Origin of the sequence: Nocardia sp. NPDC051787 (assembly GCF_040681325.1) — a bacterium.
Classification (GTDB): Bacteria; Actinomycetota; Actinomycetes; order Mycobacteriales; family Mycobacteriaceae; genus Nocardia.
Map to the genome: position 1 here is coordinate 84,344 of NZ_JBFAYO010000010.1, position 17,209 is coordinate 101,552.

Below are 17,209 nucleotides of genomic sequence, written 5' to 3' on the forward strand. Positions count from 1 at the left end.
TGGGACTCGGACGAACGGCACGTACGGGGGTCCGCGCGAACCCCCGTACGTGCCGTTGTTCGGCGGGCGAATGGATGAGGGCAAGAAATAAATGAAATCAATGGCATTGGCCGGTGGGGCACAACTCCTCGGCGGCTCGATCGACTTCAACTACGAGGGGTTGATCGATAGTTTCTGGCGACTGACCGTCGACGGAGTGACCTATGGCGCCATCTATGCCTTGGTCGCCGTGGGTTATACGTTGGTCTACGGCGTATTGCGCCTGATCAATTTCGCCCATTCGGAAATCTTCATGCTCGGCTTGTTCGGGCAATTGATCGGGTTGATGATCTTCGGATTCGTCGCGAGTCCCGATGTCTACACCCAGGGTGTCGTGCTCACCGTCGTCTATCTCGGGTTGGCGATGGTCGTGGGCATGCTGGTATCCGGCGGTGCGGCGGTCGGATTGGAACGGGCGGCCTATCGGCCGCTGCGTAAGCGGGGCGCGAAGCCGCTGGCCTTTCTGATCACCGCGATCGGCATGTCGTTCGTGCTCCAGGAACTGGTGCACTTCGTGCTGCCGAAGATCCGCTCCGACCTCGGCGGCACCAACGCGCAGCAGGCGATCCGGCTCGTCGAGCCCACCGTGCAGTTCAGTTTCGGCGGCGCGGACGTCACCAACATCATGCTGCTCATCGTGGTCGCCGCGGTGGTGCTGGCGATCGTCACCGAGGTCCTGATCAACCAGACCAAGTTCGGCCGCGGCATCCGGGCCGTGGCCCAGGACCCGGACACCGCGACCCTGATGGGTGTGTCGCGGGAGCGGGTCATCATGCTCACCTTCCTCATCGGCGGCGTGCTCGCGGGCGCGGCGGCGATGCTGTACACGCTCAAGATCCCGAACGGGATCATCTACTCCGGCGGATTCATCCTCGGCATCAAGGCGTTCAGCGCCGCGGTGCTGGGTGGCATCGGCAATCTGCGCGGCGCCCTGCTCGGCGGCCTGCTGCTCGGTGTGGTGGAGCAGTACGGCCAGATCCTGTTCGGCACCGAATGGCGCGACGTGGTCGCGTTCGTGGTGCTGGTTCTTGTGCTGATGGTTCGCCCGACCGGCATCCTCGGCGAGAGTCTCGGAAGGGCACGCGCATGACCGACACGACCAAGACGGCGGGGCCCGCGCCGGACACCGCGCGCCACGGCCTCGGCGACGCGATCCGCACCTGGTGGGACGGCCTGAGCAGGCCCGCGCAGTGGGGCGTCGGCGTCCCGATTCTCCTCCTGCTGGCGCTGCTGCCGCTGTTCCCTCCGCCGCTGCTGAACACACCCTCTTACAACTTCGGCCTGGTGATGGCGCAGGTGGCGATGTACGCGCTGCTGGCGATCGGCCTCAACGTGGTGGTCGGGCAGGCGGGCCTGCTCGACCTCGGCTACGTCGGGTTCTACGCCGTCGGGGCGTACACCGTCGGCCTGCTCACCAGTCCCAACAGCCCGTGGAACCAGACCGACGGCGGCTGGCTGGATCCGAAGTGGGCGTGGCTGGCCTGCCTGCCGCTCGCGGTGGCGGTGACCGCCGTCTCCGGCTTGATCCTCGGTTCGCCGACGCTGCGTCTGCGTGGTGACTACCTGGCAATCGTGACGCTCGGGTTCGGTGAGATCGTCCGGTTGCTGGCGGAGAACCTCACCGAGCTGACCAACGGCAGCCTCGGTCTGTCGGGTGTGGCGTATCCGCATGTCGGCGAGTCCGAGAGCAGGCCGGAGGGCGTGTTCTCGGGCGGCAACAGCGGCGACCCGGACGCGGTGAACCTCCTCGACCGCGCCAGCTACGGCACCTACTGGTACTGGTTCGGCATGGCGCTGGTGGTGCTCGTGCTGCTGGTGGTCGGCAATCTGGAGCGCAGCCGGGTCGGCCGCGCCTGGGTGGCCATCCGCGAGGACGAAGACGCAGCCGAGATCATGGGTGTGCCGACGTTCAAGTTCAAGCTGTGGGCGTTCATGATCGGCGCCGCGGTCGGCGGCATGTCCGGCGCGATCTACGCCGGACAGGTGCAGTTCATCAACCCCACCGGGTTCAACATCATCAACTCGATGCTGTTCCTGTGCGCGGTGGTCATCGGTGGTCAGGGCAACAAGCTCGGCGTGATCTTCGGCGCGTTCGTCATCGCCTATCTGCCCGCGCGCCTGCAATCGGTGAACCTGGTGAGCAACGAGTCGACCGGGTACGTCCTGCTGGCGATCGACGTCGCGGTATTCGTCGCGCTGATCGTCGTCTGGCGGCTGTGGGCCGACCGGCTGGGCGCGTGGCCGCGCCGCGGGGTGATCACGGGCATGGTGGCCAGCGGCGTGCTGGCGCTGCTGCTGCTCGGCAGCGTGTTGCTGTTCCGCAAGGGCGGCGCGCAATCGCTGGGTGACCTCAAGTATCTGTATTTCGGTATCGCGTTGGTGGTGATGATGATTCTGCGTCCGCAGGGTCTGTTCCCGGTGCGGCAGAAGCTGCTCACCTACGGCAGGCAGGTGTATCAGGCCGTGCGCAGACCGGCCGTGCGCGAGCCGATCGGAGTGGGACGATGACCGGGCCCGGCGCGGGCGACGCGCTGTTCGACAACGAGGACATGGCGGCGGGCTATGCGCCCGCACCGGAGGTCCAGAGTGCGGGCACGGTCGATGTGACCGCGGTGATCCCGGATCTCGCCGACTCCGACACGGTCGCGGAAGTCGTTGCGCCACATCGGCTCATCGAGACCGCGGTGGGCGAACCGCTGTTGCGCACCGAGGGCCTGACGGTGAAGTTCGGCGGTCTCACCGCCCTGGACGACGTGAGTTTCGAGATCCGTCGCGGCGAGATCCTCGGCCTCATCGGTCCCAACGGCGCGGGCAAGACCACCTGCTTCAACGCGATCACCGGTGTCTACCAGCCCGCCTCCGGGCTGGTGTACTTCGACGGGAAGCCCCTGACGAAGACCAAGCGCAATGCGATCACCCGTCTCGGTATCGCGCGCACGTTCCAGAACGTACGTCTCTTCGGTGAGATGACCGCGCTGGAGAACGTGGTGGTCGGCACCGACGCGCGGCACAAGACCTCGGTGCCGGGTGCGGTGTTCCGGACGCCGCGGCATCGGCGCGAGGAACGCGACGCCATCGAACGCGGTATGGCGTTGCTGGAGTTCGTCGGCATCGCGCCGCGAGCGGTGGAGAAGGCGCGCAACCTCTCCTACGGCGACCAGCGTCGCCTGGAGATCGCCCGCGCGCTGGCCACCGAGCCGAAGCTGCTGTGCCTGGACGAGCCGGCGGCCGGGTTCAACCCGAGCGAGAAGTCCGCGCTCATGGACCTGATCCGCAAGATCCGCGACGACGGGTTCACGGTGCTGCTGATCGAGCACGACATGCGGCTGGTCATGGGCGTGACCGACCGGATCGTGGTGCTGGAGTTCGGCCGCAAGATCGCCGACGGCCTGCCAGCGGATATCAGGGAGAACCCGGCCGTGATCGCTGCGTATCTCGGCGTGCCGGATACCGAGGCGGTCGAATCCGGCAGGGTCGCAGGCGAATCCGGCAGTGCGGCAGGCGAAAGCGGTAGGCCCGGTGACGATGCGCGGTCCGGGCCGGAGAAGGCGCCGCTGGACAAGCCGGCGGTCGCGCAGCCGTCCACGCGGCCCGGGACACCCGGCAAGCCCGCCGGCTCGGCGCTGCTCCAAGTCGAGGACATGGTCGTCAACTACGGCAGAATCCAAGCGCTGCACGGTATCTCGCTGACCGTCGCGGAGGGCGAACTCGTCACCCTGCTCGGCGCCAACGGCGCGGGCAAGACGACGACCATGCGCGCCATGTCCGGGCTGCTGCCGCTGACCCGCGGGCGGATCCTGTTCGAGGGCCGCGACATCACCCACATGAAGGCGCACGAACGGGTCACCAGCGGCCTGATCCAGGCGCCGGAGGGCCGGGGCGTGTTCCCCGGCATGACGGTGCAGGAAAACCTCGACATGGGTTGCTACGGACGCGGTTTCAAGCAGAAGGCCGAGTACGACCGGACGCTGGAGTGGGTTTTCGAGCTGTTCCCGCGGCTGCTGGAGCGGCGTAAACAGGTCGGCGGCACGCTCTCCGGCGGTGAGCAGCAGATGCTGGCCATCGCCCGCGCGCTGATGGCCCGGCCGCGGCTACTGCTGCTCGACGAGCCGTCGATGGGCTTGGCGCCCATGGTGATCCAGCAGATCTTCCGGATCATCAGCGAGATCAACCAGCAGGGCACCACCGTGCTGCTGGTCGAGCAGAACGCCCAGCAGGCGCTGGCCCGTAGCCACCGCGCCTACATCATGGAGACCGGCGAGGTCACCAAGACCGGCCGCGGCGGCGAACTGCTCACCGATCCCGCGGTGAAATCGGCATATCTCGGCGTGGGTTAGGCGGGCCGAGTCCGGTGCCGCACGGCTCGGCTCGAGGCATGATCGTGACCATGGATGGTCACGACGAGCTGATGAGCTTGGCCGAGCGGTACTGGGACAGTGTGCTCGAGGCGGCGCCGAGCGAGGCAACCCTGCTCGGCGACCGCCGCTTCGACGACCGGATCGAGGATCTGTCCGTCGAGGCGAACCAGCGATTGCTCGCGACCTGGCGCGGGCTGCTGCGCGCGGTGGACGCACTGGAGGCCGACCGGCTGAACCCGACCGACCGCATCACCCGCAGTCTGCTGCGCACCGAGTTGGGCGGCGCGGTCGAGCACTTGGAGTGGCGGCCGGTCGAGATGGCGTCCGACCAGATGAACGGCGTGCACGCCGGGATATTGATGGTGGCGCCGCAGACCAACGCGCCGCGCCCGGAGAACGCGCTGGCGCTGGTACAGCGCTACCGGCAGTTCGGCACCATGCTCGGCCAGGCCGTGGAACGGTTCCGGTCGGGTCTGGCAGCCGGGCGCGCGCCCGCCCGGATCACCATCGAGCGCTCGCTCAACCAGCTCGACGGCTACCTGGACTCCGATCTCGCCGCCGATCCGTTCGTCACGTTCGCCGGACCGGACGACTGGGACGGCGAGGCCGCCTGGCGGACCGAATTGGCCGAGGTGGCAAAGGATGTCATCCGTCCGGCGTTCCAGGCCTACCGCGACGCGCTGTACGACGAACTGCTGCCGGCCGGCCGCCCCGACGACAAGCCGGGCCTCTGCTGGCTCGGCTCCGACGGCGACGATATCTACCGGCGGCTGCTGCGCCACCACACCACGCTGCCGGATCTCGGCGCCGAGGAGATCCACGAACTCGGCCGCAGTGAATTGGCGAAGCTGCGCGAGGAGTACGCCACGGTGGGCGAGCGGCTGTTCGGCACCGGGGATCTCGGCGAAGTGTTCGCTCGGCTGCGCGACGATCCCGCGCTGTGCTACGACGATGCCGAGCAGATCATGTTCGACGCGCGCCGGGCGCTGTCGCTGGCCACGGCCGAGATGGGGAACTGGTTCGGGCGGCTGCCGAAGGAATCCTGCGACATCGTGCCGGTGCCGGAGTTCCTCGCCGCGGACGCGCCCGCGGCCTACTACTTCCCGCCCGCCGCCGACGGATCACGGCCAGGCACCTACTTCGTCAACCAGCACCACCCCACCGGCCGCGGTCGCTACGAGACCGCGTCGGTGGCCTACCACGAGGCGATACCCGGCCACCACCTCCAGCTCACCATCGCCAACGAGCTGGACCACCTGCCGCGCTTCCAGCGACAGTCCTTCGCCAACACCGCTTTCGTCGAAGGCTGGGCCCTCTACACCGAGCGGCTGGCCGACGAAATGGGTTTGTACTCCGACGATCTGGGCCGCCTCGGCATGCTGGCGGGGGATTCGTGGCGCTCCTGCCGTCTGGTGGTCGACACCGGTCTGCACGCGAAAGGCTGGACCAGGCAGCAGGCCATCGACTTCATGGTGGCGAACGCGCCGATCGGACTCGCCGAGATCACCGTGGAGGTGGACCGCTACATCGCCATGCCGGGGCAGGCGGTCGGCTACAAGGTGGGCCAGCTGGAGATCCGGAGCCAGCGGGTGGCCGCCCACGAGCGGCTCGGCGCGGATTTCGACATCAAGGCCTTCCACGACGTGGTGCTCGGTTCGGGGTCGGTGAGCCTGCCGGTGCTGCGCGAGCTGGTTGCCGCGCTCTGAGCGAGCCGGGAAACCCGCTCCGAGCGGGCCACGGCTGGTGGGTGTCGGCGTATCGGCTTGTCGGTGGCGGTCCCTAGACTCTGGAGCGTGAGTTCACCCACGACCGCTCCGCGTCCCGCCCCCGCGTCCGGCTCCAGCGATCCCGGGTCGGGCGACCGGCCGACGCTGCTGCTGCTGGACGGTCATTCGATCGCCTACCGCGCGTTCTTCGCGCTACCGGCGGAGAACTTCAAGACGGTCACCGGGCAGACCACGAACGCGGTGTACGGCTTCACCGCGATGCTGATCAACCTGCTGCGCGACGAGAAGCCGACGCACGTGGCCGCGGCGTTCGACGTGTCGCGCCAGACCTTCCGCGCCGAGGCGTACCCGGAGTACAAGGCCAACCGCACCACCACGCCGGACGAGTTCCGCGGGCAGGTCGAACTCACCAAGGACGTGCTCGGCGCGCTGGGCATTCCGGTGATGGCGATCGATGGCTTCGAGGCCGATGACATCATCGCCACGCTCACCACGCGCGCATCGGCCGAGGGCTTCCGCGTGCTCATCGTCACCGGCGACCGGGACGCCATCCAGCTGGTCGGCGAGAACGTCACCGTGCTGTACCCACGCAAGGGCGTCTCCGATCTGACCAGGTTCACCCCCGACGAGGTGATGGCCAAGTACGGCCTCACGCCGAACCAGTATCCCGACTACGCTGCGTTGCGCGGCGATCCGAGCGACAATCTGCCGGGCATCCCCGGCGTCGGTGAGAAGACCGCCGCCAAGTGGATCCGCGAGTACGGCGACCTGAACGCACTGGTCGACAAGGTCGACGAGGTGAAGGGCAAGGTCGGCGACGCGCTGCGGGCCAACCTGAGCAGTGTGGTGCTCAACCGCCAGCTCACCGAGCTGATGCGGGACGTGCCGCTGCCGTACACGCCCGACCAGCTGGCGCAGGGGCCGTGGGATCGGGAGAAGATCCACCGGCTGTTCGACGATCTCGAGTTCCGCGTGCTGCGCGACCGGCTGTTCGAGACGCTGGCCCCGCCGGAACCCGAGGCGGAGGCGGGTTTCGAGATCAGCGGCGGCGCGCTGGAGATCGGCGCCGTCGCGGCCTGGCTCGCCGAGCACGCGAAAGCCGGTGTGCGCCACGGCGTCTCGATCGTCGGCACGGGCATTCCGGCGCGCGGTGACGTACGCGCGCTCGCCATCGCGGCCGGTGACGGCGAGAGCGGCTACATCGACGTCACCGTGCTCACCCCGGAGGACGAGGCCGCGCTCGGCGCATGGCTCGCCGATCCGGCCGTGCCCAAGGCACTGCACGAGGCGAAGGCCGCCGTGCACGCGCTGCGCGGCCGCGGCTGGACCCTCGGCGGGCTGACCAGCGACACGGCGCTGGCCGCCTACCTGGTCCGCCCCGGCCAGCGCACCTTCAACCTCGACGATCTCTCGCTGCGCTACCTGCACCGGGAGTTGCGCGCCGAGGCCGCCGAGACCGCGCAGCTGTCCCTTCTCGACGAGGAGGACACCGTCGACGCCGAACTGGCGCGGGCGCAGATGCTGCGCGCCCGCGCCGTCGCCGACCTGGCCGACGCGCTGGACGAGGAGCTGCGCAAGATCGAGTCCACGCCGCTGCTCGCCGATATGGAGCTGCCGCTGCTCGGCGTGCTGTCCACCCTGGAGGATGCGGGCATCGCGGTGGACACCGACCAGCTGGCGACGTTGCAGCGGCAATTCGCCGACCGGGTCGCCGAGGCGGCCAACGCGGCCTACGACGTGATCGGCAAGCAGATCAACCTGGGTTCGCCCAAGCAGCTGCAGGTGGTGCTGTTCGACGAACTGGACATGCCGAAGACCAAGCGCACCAAGACCGGCTACACCACCGACGCGGACGCGCTGGAGTCGCTGTTCGAGAAGACCCAGCACCCGTTCCTGGAGCACCTGCTCGCGCACCGTGACGCGACCCGGCTCAAGGTCACCGTCGACGGCCTGCTCAAGTGCGTCGCCGAGGACGGGCGCATCCACACCACGTTCAACCAGACGATCGCCGCGACCGGCCGGTTGTCCTCGACCGATCCGAATCTGCAGAACATCCCGATCCGCACCGACACCGGACGGCAGATCCGCGACACCTTCGTGGTCGGCTCCGGCTACGAGTCGCTGATGACCGCGGATTACAGCCAGATCGAGATGCGGATCATGGCGCACCTGTCCGGGGACGAGGGCTTGATCGAGGCGTTCAACTCCGGTGAGGACCTGCACAGCTTCGTCGCGTCGAAGGCGTTCGACATCCCGATCGCCGAGGTGACTCCGGAGTTGCGCCGCCGGATCAAGGCGATGTCCTATGGCCTGGCCTATGGGCTGAGTTCCTACGGACTGTCGGCGCAGCTGAAGATCAGCACCACCGAGGCGAAGGAGCAGATGGAGGTCTACTTCGCCCGCTTCGGCCGGATCCGCGACTACCTATACGAGGTGGTCGAGCAGGCACGCAAGGTCGGCTACACCGAGACGCTGTTCGGCCGTCGCCGGTACCTGCCCGATCTGGACTCCAGCAACCGGCAGCGCCGGGAGGGGGCCGAGCGGATGGCGCTCAACGCCCCGATCCAGGGCACCGCGGCCGACATCATCAAGGTCGCGATGATCAACGTGCACCGGGCGATGCGGTCGGCCGGGCTGCGTTCCAGGATGTTGCTGCAGATCCACGACGAGTTGCTGTTCGAGGTCGCGGAAGGGGAGCGGGAGACGTTGCAGGCGCTGGCGCGCGAACAGATGTCCTCGGCGATCGCCTTGTCGGTGCCCTTGGAGGTCTCGGTGGGCGTCGGCCGCAGCTGGGACGCCGCCGCGCACTGAAGACCCCGCGAAACCCACCGAGCGGACATGCCGGGCCCGACCGCACGGGCCCGGCATTCGGCTTTTCGGGAGCTATCATCGGCTCGCCGCGCCCGTAAACGAATCACCGTGAACGGGACGGGTGTCCCGCCGCGCGCGGGCATCTACCGTGAGGCTGGTCAGTTAGGGATTCACGCATACCGAGCGCAGGGGATGGCCCATGACTGTCACCGATGAATACCTGGCGAACAACGCGGCCTACGCAAGCGCCTTCCAAGGCCCGCTACCTTTGCCGCCCTCGAAGGGCGTGGCCGTGGTCGCGTGTATGGACGCGCGGCTCAACGTCTACGGAGCGCTCGGCCTCGCGGAGGGCGAGGCGCACATCATCCGCAACGCGGGCGGTGTGGTGACCGCTGACGAGATCCGCTCGCTGGCGATCAGTCAGCGGTTGCTCGGCACCAAGGAGATCATTCTGATCCACCACACCGATTGCGGCATGCTCACTTTCACCGACGACGCCTTGAAAGCCGCCATCCAGGAGGAGACCGGGATCAAGCCGGAGTGGTCGGTGGAGTCGTTCTCGGACCTGGAAACCGATGTGCGCCAATCGATCGCGCGCATCATCGCCAGCCCGTTCGTACCGCACAAGGGCGCCATCCGCGGCTTCGTCTTCGATGTCGCCACCGGCGAGCTGAACGAGGTCTTTGCCCGCTAGCGTGCCGGATATCGCAGTGCGACACCGAGATCCGGTTGACGAGCGCGGATCGAAGCGGTGATCGGCGAGCGGGGACCCGGTCGCGTCGAGAGTACGGTGCTCGCGCCGTTGTGGTCGGCGGCGCGACGAATACGTTTGTGGCCCCGCGCGGGTTCGAGTGCAGCCGGCCGACACGGCCGGGCTCGCTGTGGTGCGCGCTCGGCGGTGCCGGATCTCACCGCGGCGGGCGACCGACCAGACGCGCCGAACCGGAGGTGAGATCCACCTCGTCGTGCGGCGGCGCGCCGTCGGATTTGTCTTCCTTGTGCATCAGTGTCGTCATCCGCTGCTCGAATTCGTAATGCTTCGCGCCTTGGAACAGCGCCGTCACCTCTTCGAAGCCCGCGGCCGACACCGGGCGGCCGGACCGTTTGCGCGTCCAAGGCAGCACGCGGCTTCCGGTGAGCTTGTTCCACATGACTTCCGCGAAGGCGAGCGCTATGAGCAGGAGGGAAAGACCCGGGATGGTCATGGCGATGAGACCCATGTCGGCAACGCTACCTTCGCTGCGCTGGCAACGGCCTGAACTGCGCGAATGGTACTCGTCAGTAGACAAATCGGGCACCGGATGTGGTTGCTATTGCGCCGCGATTTCCCTATCCTCGATCGCGTGCCGAATCCCGCCGACCGCCACAGCGCAGCGCTCCGCGTCGCAGACCGCGACCGCGCTGTGTCGATGGCGTCGCTGACCGGACCCTCCGTGGTTACGCAGGCTACCGCCTCCGGGCCGGAGGTTCGCGCCGGGCTAGTTCCGCTTACCGCGATGGTGACGCCGCATCGTCGAGCTCTCGTAGTAACCCGCCGTAGCGGGGTCTGATCCGGGCCGGCCCCCTCGCTGCGGGCTGTTATGACTTGTTAGTGCTGGTCCCCTCTGTCAATTGAGCCACGACATTCTTCGGGAAGACCTACTTTCAATGACCATTCTGTCTCTCGACACCGACATGTTCCATGCCGCCGCTCCCAAGAGCCTGCGGGCCGAAAGCGGCGGCCTGACCTCGGCTGAGTTCCACCGCCGCTACTGCGAGCACAACGGCCCGATCCGTCTCGGTGACTGGTCGCCGGCAGGCAGCCGCACCGCCGAGTTCACCGCCACCCTGGAGTTCGCCGGGCACCTGCGGACCGTCGTCGCCGCTGGCAGCCCGGTCGCGGCGCTGACCTCTGCCCTCTACGACGAGGGATACCCGGTGGAGATCCTGCAGTTCCACCAGCGGCGCACCGCGAGTGGCACCGCCACTTTCGTGCAGTGCGAGTGTGACGGCAGGCGCGGCTGGGGCGCCGCCATCGCCGACGACGGGGCCGAGTCGACGGTGCGCGCGATGATCGCGGGCGTCAACCTGCTCGGCGCGTCCTGATACGAATCGAGGGGGAGGTAGTTCGCTCCCCGCGGTCGAAGCGTGCCATCCGGGTGCGGACGCAGATCAGGCCCGGACCCGAACTGCCCCCCCACAGGGCGTCCCGGGTCCGGGCCTGGCGTCGAATCAGTATGCCGCGGTAACTTACCGCGCCACGGTCACTGCTGACCGGCCTGCTGTTCGGCGAGCTGCTTGCGTACCTCGTCCATGTCCAGCGCCTTGACCTGGGTCACCAGATCCTCGAGCGCGGCGGGTGGCAGCGCGCCGGGCTGCGCGAACACCAGCACGCCCTCCCGGAAGGCCATGATGGTCGGGATCGAACGGATGTTGGCGGCCGCCGCGAGGCCCTGTTCGGCTTCGGTGTCGACCTTGCCGTGCACCACGTCGGGGTGCTTGTCGGAGGAGGCCTCGAAGGTCGGTGCGAAACTCTTGCACGGGCCGCACCAATCGGCCCAGAAATCGACGAGTACCACGTCGTTTCCGGTGACTACCTCGTCGAAATTCTGCTGGGTCAGCGTCTGGGTGGCCATGACGTCCTCTCGTTTCGGTGTGCCAGCTATAACGCGGGCTGCCTGAGTTATCTTCCACGGCGGATCCGGCCGACCGGCCACTCGCGCCGCTGATCACCATCCCATCGACGGATACCCAGCACGGTCGCCGGAAAATCCCGGTCCCGCGCGACGGCGTGGATCGCCTCGCCGAGCTGGTGCGGCGGCACCCGCCTGGCCAGGGTGATGTGAGGTGTCCAGGCGTCCGGGTGCAGATTGGCCGGAATGCCGGGGCAGGGGGAGATCGTGTGGAAGATGCGCCGGTGCAGCGCGAGCAGCGGCTCCGACGGCACTACCAGCCGCACCAGGATGGGTCGGCGCGCACCGAAAACCACCAGCCCGCCGAGCCGCACCGAGATCGGCGAGAAGGCCTGCTCGTCCAGCGCCTGCTCGATGCGCGGCCAGACCTGCTTTGCCACCGCGGCCGTGATGTGCGGGCGGTTGGTCTCGTCGGTGCGTGCGCCCAGGCTCGGCACGCCGGCCTCCGCCAGCATCCGCCACTGCTGGCGGATCTCCGCGTCGGCGTCGTCATCGAGGAGGAGTTCGACCGACTGCACCATGGTCCCCTGAAGGTAACCGCATGGGGTGCAGTCGCGGGCCGGTTCCGCCGCCGGGGCACCGCGGCGGGAGGATGTTCCGGTGAACGACGCGAACAAACCCCGTGTGGCGCTGCGGCTCGGCCTGATCGACGGCGACGGCATCGGGCCCGAGGTGGTGCGCGCAGCCATGCAGGTGGTCGACGAGGCGCTGTCGGCGGTCGGCGCGGCGCCGGTCGAATGGGTGCCGCTGGCGATGGGACACCCCGCCATCGCCGAATTCGGTACGCCGCTGCCCGAGCAGACGCTCGACGCGCTCGACGGCGTGGATGGCTGGATTCTCGGCCCGCACGACAACGCGTCGTATCCCGCCGAACATCGCGGCACGGTCGCACCGGGCGGTGCCATCCGCAAACGCTTCGATCTCTACGCCAACATCCGCCCCGCGCGGGCGTTCGCCGGCGTGCACGCGCCGGCCAAGGACATTGATCTGGTGATCGTCCGGGAGAACAGCGAGGGCTTCTACGCCGATCGCAATATGTTCGCGGGCACGGGTGAGTTCCGGCCGACACCGGACATCGCGATGTCCGTTGCCCTGGTGACCCGCGCCGCCTGCGAGCGGATCGCGCATCAGGCATTCCGGCTGGCCGCGACGCGGCGCAAGCGGGTGACCATCGTGCACAAGGCCAACGTGCTGCCGCTGACCATGGGACTGTTCCGGGACGTCTGCTACGAGGTGGCCCGGTCGTATCCGGGTGTCGAGGTCGACGACGAGCATGTCGACGCGGCCGCCGCGCACCTGGTCCGCGCCGCCGCCGACTATGACGTGCTGGTCACCGAGAACCTGTTCGGTGACATCCTCTCCGACCTGGCCGGGGAGTTGAGCGGCTCGCTCGGATTGGCCGCGTCGCTGAACTGTTCCGCGACCAAGGCCATGGCCCAGGCCGTGCACGGTGCCGCCCCCACGCTTGCCGGGCACAATCACGCGAATCCGGCCGCGCTACAGCTGTCATCGGCGATGTTGTTGCGGTGGTTGGCGGCCAGGGACGCGGAAGCGGCGTTCGCCCGGGCGGGCGAGCGGATCGAGCGGGCCGTCGCCGCGACGTTCGAAGCCGGCATCGCCACCGCCGACCTCGGCGGACTCGCGTCGACCAGCGAATTCACCGAGCAGGTGTGCGCAAGGGTGCGCCGGAGGTAGTCGAGGCCGACCTGCGCCGCGACCGGCCTGCGGCAGGTGGCGATCAGCGGTTGTCGGCGAGGGCCGGGTACTCAGGGAAGTTGCCACGCCAGGCGATATGTCCGCATGTATCTGGGGTCGGTCGTCCGGAACGTCATCGAATGATAGGCGGTGTCGTCGATCTCGACATGACCTTGCTCGTAACTCTCACCTGGCGAGTGAGTATCGGAAAAGTCGATTTGGCCGTGGAATCCATGGCGTGTGCCCAGCGGTGTCATGCCCAGACCGGTTGGTAGTTGGACCTTCATTCTGAGCTCGCGCGTCGGGTAGGCGATCTTGTACGAGTAGAAATCGAAGGATCGGGAGCCGAGCGGAGTATCGGCAGTCGCCTGCCGGATCTGATCAGCGGTGGCGAACCGGTAATTCGGAAAAATGCCGGATATTCGCAGATCTGCTTCCTCGTTTTGTCGAAGTGGCGGATCGAATGCTACATCGACCGTGTACGCCGTTCCGGTGTTCTTGCGCGCGTGCCTGAGTACGGCGGTGCCCGGCCCGGTGCGGATGGCCGTATCGAGACGCAGGGCAGGCGGGTTCGCCGGGTCGAAGGGAACGAGTCTGTCGCTCGACTTCGTAAACGTGAGTGGTACCGTCGCCAGGCCTTGCGTCAGATTGGATCTGATGATTCTCTGGGTCGCGTAGTGGAGATCGAGATTGTCCGCGACGTAACTCGACCGCTCGTACCGGTGCGTAGTATCGACGAGCAATACTATCCGGCTGAAAGCGCTTTCGTCGGTGATCACCGGATCCGGAGTTCCGCGGACCCAACCGGCGATGGTGTGGGTCTCCTTCATGTGCCCGATCGAGGAGAGCAGAGCGGTGACCAAATCCGTCTCGGAGTCCCACATGATGCAGTCGTGGTCGTTCAATACCTCTTGCCGGAAGGCTTGCAGTTGCCGATACCTGGCATCGTCTGTTTCGACCTTGTCCCGGGGCAGCGTCTCGATCGACCGCCGCATCAGGACAATGCTCGGCTTTCCGAGCTTTCTGGATTCACGATATTCTCGGTGCGTCCACGAGATATTGGTGGAAGGATCGATGGATCCATAGCGGCCGGCCAGGAGAAATATCGAGAAGTCCGCTGATTTCAGGCAGTCAATGATGGAGTTCCATTGCCCCGCTCCGGTCGACGGGAAGAACTCCATGCCCAGTGGCATCGTGCGCACGTGCAAACAGTTCCGCTGCAATAGCTCGCGCTCGCTGACCAGGTCGGTGTACGTGGAAGACACAAAAGCCGTATAAATACGCTCCATACCTACCTGCTATGACTGGGGCGGCAAGGATTGCCGGCGGTGGCCGGCGTCAAGGCTACTGCCCGGAAAGGCTCGGTGCATCCGAAATCACCGCATGTCGGATGAACGGATGACCGCGGGGGCGAATGGGGTGTCGGCCATCAATACATTTGCAGACCGACCGGAAGTTTTGTTTCTGTTGTGACGCTTGATGCGAAACGGCGTTCGGGCGAACAACTCGACCTCGGCCATCGCAGCGATTCCCCTGGAAGAAATGGAGGAAGTCGATGGTCTCCGACATTTCGGTTCCTTTTTGGATGGGTTTCGGTGAGCACGTCTCCGTCGCGGAGGGCTTTGGCGTCGGCAATGTTCTCGGCCGCAGAACCTGCCGCCACTGCCGGATGTAGTTGTCGGTCGCCTGCTCGGCATCGGCCTGCGCCTGCCCGGGCGGACGGACCCGGACCGCTGACGCGCACACACTTGCGCGGACCCGGCAGCAACCGCGCAGCCGGAGCATCAACCGCTCGTCGGCTCGGGGGTTCGCATCCCAAAGCCGCTGGTCACGGAGCAAGCGGGTAGGGTGTCGCGGCGATGTACCGGCACCGAGACGTCCGGGCAGTTCACAACGACTTCGTGTCGCTGTTCCGGCACTGCCCAGCGCGAACCGTCCCGGTCGCTTAGATTGCCAAACGGGTGGTGACGCCCGGGTTGCGTGTATCCGAAATGTGGAGGACTGCTGTGTCTGATCGATCGTTTCTCGGCAGGCGCGCCCTGCGGGCCGCACTGGGTGTGCTCGCCGCGGGCGCACTGGTGCTGACGGGCTGTACCACGAACACCGAGGAGTCCGGCCCCTCGGTGCCCAAGGTGCAGGCGGACAAGGTCGACGAGATCGCCGCGCAACTCCCCGACAAGATCAAGCAGTCGGGCAAGATCGTCGTCGGCGTGAACATCCCCTACCAGCCCAACGAGTACAAGGACGCCAGCGGCCGGATCGTCGGGTTCGACGTGGACCTGATGGACGCGGTTGCCGACGTGCTCGGCGTCGAGGCCGAATACGTCGAGTCGGCCTTCGAGAAGATCATCCCGGCGATTCAGGCGGGCACCTACGACGTGGGCATGTCCTCGATCACCGACTCCAAGGAACGCGAGCAGCAGGTCGACTTCACCACCTACTTCAACGCGGGCATTCAGTGGGCCCAGCAGAAGGGCAAGCCGGTCGACCCGGAGAACGCGTGCGGCAAGAAGGTCGCCGTGCAGGCCACCACCGTGGAGCACACCGACGAGGTGCCCGCCAAGAGCGCCAAGTGCGTCGCCGAGGGCAAGCCCGCCATCGATATGAAGCCGTTCGACGAACAGAGCGCCGCGACCAACGCGCTGATGCTCGGCCAGGTCGACGCCATGTCGGCAGACTCCCCGGTGACGGCGTACGCGATCAAGCAGAGCGACGGCAAGATCGAGAACGCGGGCCCGGTATTCGATTCCGCGCCGTACGGCTGGGCGGTGGCCAAGGGCGCGCCGCTGGCCGCGGTGTTGCAGAAGGCCGTCCAGCACCTGATCGACAACGGTAAGTACCTCGAGATCACGAGGAATTGGGGTGTCCAGGAAGGCGCCATCACCAAGTCCGTGATCAACGGCGCCGTGAGCTGATCGATGGCCGACGACGATACCCGGCCGACGCCCGGCGACCCCGGGCCCGACGGGGCGGATTCGACGCGGGAGCCGGCGCCGATCAAAGCGGTTCCGCTGCGTAGGCCCGGTCGCTGGATAGCGGCGGCAGTCATCCTGGTCTTGGTGGCGCTGTTCGTTTACGGCGCCGCGACGAACCCGGCCTATCGCTGGGATACCTACGGGAAGTATCTGTTCGACAGCCGGATCACCGCCGGTGCCCTGGTGACGCTGGAATTGACCGTGCTCGCGATGGCCATGGCCGTCGCGCTCGGGACGGTACTGGCCGTGATGCGCCTGTCGCCGAACCCGGTCCTGCGGGCCTCGGCGTGGGTGTACCTGTGGATCTTCCGCGGCACTCCGGTGTTCGTGCAGTTGGTGTTCTGGGGGCTGTTCCCCTCGCTGTATCGGCAGATCCACCTCGGCGTTCCGTTCGGACCGCAGTTCTTCGAGCTCGACGTGCAGGGACTCCAAGCGGCGTTCACCTTCGCCGTGATCGGCCTCGGCCTCAACGAAGCCGCCTACATGGCCGAGATCGTCCGTGCGGGCATCAATTCGGTCGGTGAAGGACAGCGGGAAGCGTCCGTCGCACTCGGTATGTCCTGGAGCCAGACCATGCGCAGGACGGTTCTGCCGCAGGCCATGCGAGTGATCATTCCGCCGACCGGCAACGAGCTCATCGGCATGCTGAAGACCACCGCGCTGGTCACCGCCATCCCGCTGAGCACCGACCTCTTCGGCCGGGCACGCGATATCTACGGCGTGAACTTCCAGCCGATTCCGCTGCTGCTGGTCACCGCCACCTGGTATCTGGCGATCACCAGCGTGCTGATGGTCGGGCAGTACTATCTGGAGCGCTATTACTCGCGCGGCGTCTCCCGGCAGCTGACCGCCAAGCAGCTGCAGGAACTCGCCGACGCCCAAGCGGTGGTGAAGGCGAAATGAGCACCGATCTCGGAAAGACCACGCCCGCG

The 17,209-nt window shown here is 67.1% G+C and carries 14 protein-coding genes and 1 pseudogene; 11 read left to right on the top strand and 4 right to left on the bottom strand.

Features of this window, described 5'->3' with window-relative positions; genetic code table 11:
* The first annotated feature begins 91 nt into the window (after positions 1–91).
* The 7 genes and pseudogenes from AB0M45_RS13175 (at position 92) to AB0M45_RS13205 (ending at position 9,629) form a co-directional block, all read left to right on the top strand.
* Entirely contained in the window at positions 92–1,129 is a 1,038-nt protein-coding gene (locus AB0M45_RS13175) for a branched-chain amino acid ABC transporter permease (protein ID WP_364327064.1), read from the top strand.
* The gene (locus tag AB0M45_RS13180) at positions 1,126–2,547 is read left to right on the top strand and encodes a branched-chain amino acid ABC transporter permease (RefSeq protein ID WP_364327067.1); all 1,422 of its coding nucleotides are present in this window, start codon (positions 1,126–1,128) and stop codon (positions 2,545–2,547) included. Before AB0M45_RS13175 ends, AB0M45_RS13180 begins: the two co-directional genes overlap by 4 nt.
* Positions 2,544–3,479: pseudogene (locus tag AB0M45_RS13185) on the top strand (ABC transporter ATP-binding protein); the annotation flags it as partial. The gene AB0M45_RS13180 and the pseudogene AB0M45_RS13185, both read left to right, overlap by 4 nt.
* Positions 3,480–3,680: 201 nt before the next feature.
* A complete protein-coding gene (locus AB0M45_RS13190; protein WP_364327390.1) occupies positions 3,681–4,376 on the top strand; it encodes an ABC transporter ATP-binding protein in 696 nt (231 codons plus the stop codon).
* A gap of 38 nt (positions 4,377–4,414) precedes the next feature.
* A complete protein-coding gene (locus tag AB0M45_RS13195) occupies positions 4,415–6,103 on the top strand; it encodes a DUF885 domain-containing protein (RefSeq protein WP_364327070.1) in 1,689 nt (562 codons plus the stop codon).
* Positions 6,104–6,190: 87 nt separating this feature from the next.
* Positions 6,191–8,935, top strand: a complete 2,745-nt coding sequence (gene polA / locus AB0M45_RS13200) for a DNA polymerase I (RefSeq protein ID WP_364327073.1) — start codon at positions 6,191–6,193, stop codon at positions 8,933–8,935.
* Between the two features lie 199 nt (positions 8,936–9,134).
* The gene (locus AB0M45_RS13205) at positions 9,135–9,629 is read left to right on the top strand and encodes a carbonic anhydrase (RefSeq protein WP_364327076.1); all 495 of its coding nucleotides are present in this window, start codon (positions 9,135–9,137) and stop codon (positions 9,627–9,629) included.
* 214 nt (positions 9,630–9,843) lie between these two features.
* Here AB0M45_RS13205 and AB0M45_RS13210 read toward each other — a convergent pair whose 3' ends face one another.
* The gene (locus tag AB0M45_RS13210) at positions 9,844–10,155 is read right to left on the bottom strand and encodes a DUF6191 domain-containing protein (protein WP_364327079.1); all 312 of its coding nucleotides are present in this window, start codon (positions 10,153–10,155) and stop codon (positions 9,844–9,846) included.
* A gap of 427 nt (positions 10,156–10,582) precedes the next feature.
* Between AB0M45_RS13210 and AB0M45_RS13215 the strand changes: the two genes are divergently transcribed.
* Positions 10,583–11,020, top strand: a complete 438-nt coding sequence (locus tag AB0M45_RS13215; RefSeq protein ID WP_364327082.1) for a 2-keto-3-deoxygluconate kinase — start codon at positions 10,583–10,585, stop codon at positions 11,018–11,020.
* Between the two features lie 158 nt (positions 11,021–11,178).
* Here AB0M45_RS13215 and trxA read toward each other — a convergent pair whose 3' ends face one another.
* Together trxA and AB0M45_RS13225 are read right to left on the bottom strand one after the other, a co-directional pair.
* Positions 11,179–11,550, bottom strand: a complete 372-nt coding sequence (trxA, locus tag AB0M45_RS13220; protein WP_040777328.1) for a thioredoxin — start codon at positions 11,548–11,550, stop codon at positions 11,179–11,181.
* Positions 11,551–11,597: 47 nt separating this feature from the next.
* Positions 11,598–12,128 (bottom strand): 2'-5' RNA ligase family protein, encoded by a 531-nt coding sequence (locus AB0M45_RS13225; protein ID WP_364327086.1) that lies wholly within the window; start codon positions 12,126–12,128, stop codon positions 11,598–11,600.
* A 79-nt stretch (positions 12,129–12,207) separates the two neighbouring features.
* Here AB0M45_RS13225 and AB0M45_RS13230 point away from each other — a divergent pair, with 79 nt between their 5' ends.
* The gene (locus AB0M45_RS13230) at positions 12,208–13,302 is read left to right on the top strand and encodes an isocitrate/isopropylmalate family dehydrogenase (RefSeq protein ID WP_364327089.1); all 1,095 of its coding nucleotides are present in this window, start codon (positions 12,208–12,210) and stop codon (positions 13,300–13,302) included.
* A 71-nt stretch (positions 13,303–13,373) separates the two neighbouring features.
* On the opposite strand, the gene AB0M45_RS13235 is transcribed toward AB0M45_RS13230, so the two are convergent.
* Positions 13,374–14,591, bottom strand: a complete 1,218-nt coding sequence (locus AB0M45_RS13235) for a DUF4062 domain-containing protein (RefSeq protein WP_364327092.1) — start codon at positions 14,589–14,591, stop codon at positions 13,374–13,376.
* A 717-nt stretch (positions 14,592–15,308) separates the two neighbouring features.
* Here AB0M45_RS13235 and AB0M45_RS13240 point away from each other — a divergent pair.
* Positions 15,309–16,217, top strand: coding sequence for an ABC transporter substrate-binding protein (locus tag AB0M45_RS13240; protein ID WP_364327095.1), 909 nt, complete (start codon positions 15,309–15,311; stop codon positions 16,215–16,217).
* A gap of 3 nt (positions 16,218–16,220) precedes the next feature.
* Positions 16,221–17,180 carry an amino acid ABC transporter permease gene (locus AB0M45_RS13245; RefSeq protein WP_364327098.1) on the top strand — a complete coding sequence of 320 codons (960 nt, stop codon included), beginning with the start codon at positions 16,221–16,223 and terminating at the stop codon, positions 17,178–17,180.
* The last annotated feature ends 29 nt before the right edge of the window (positions 17,181–17,209 follow it).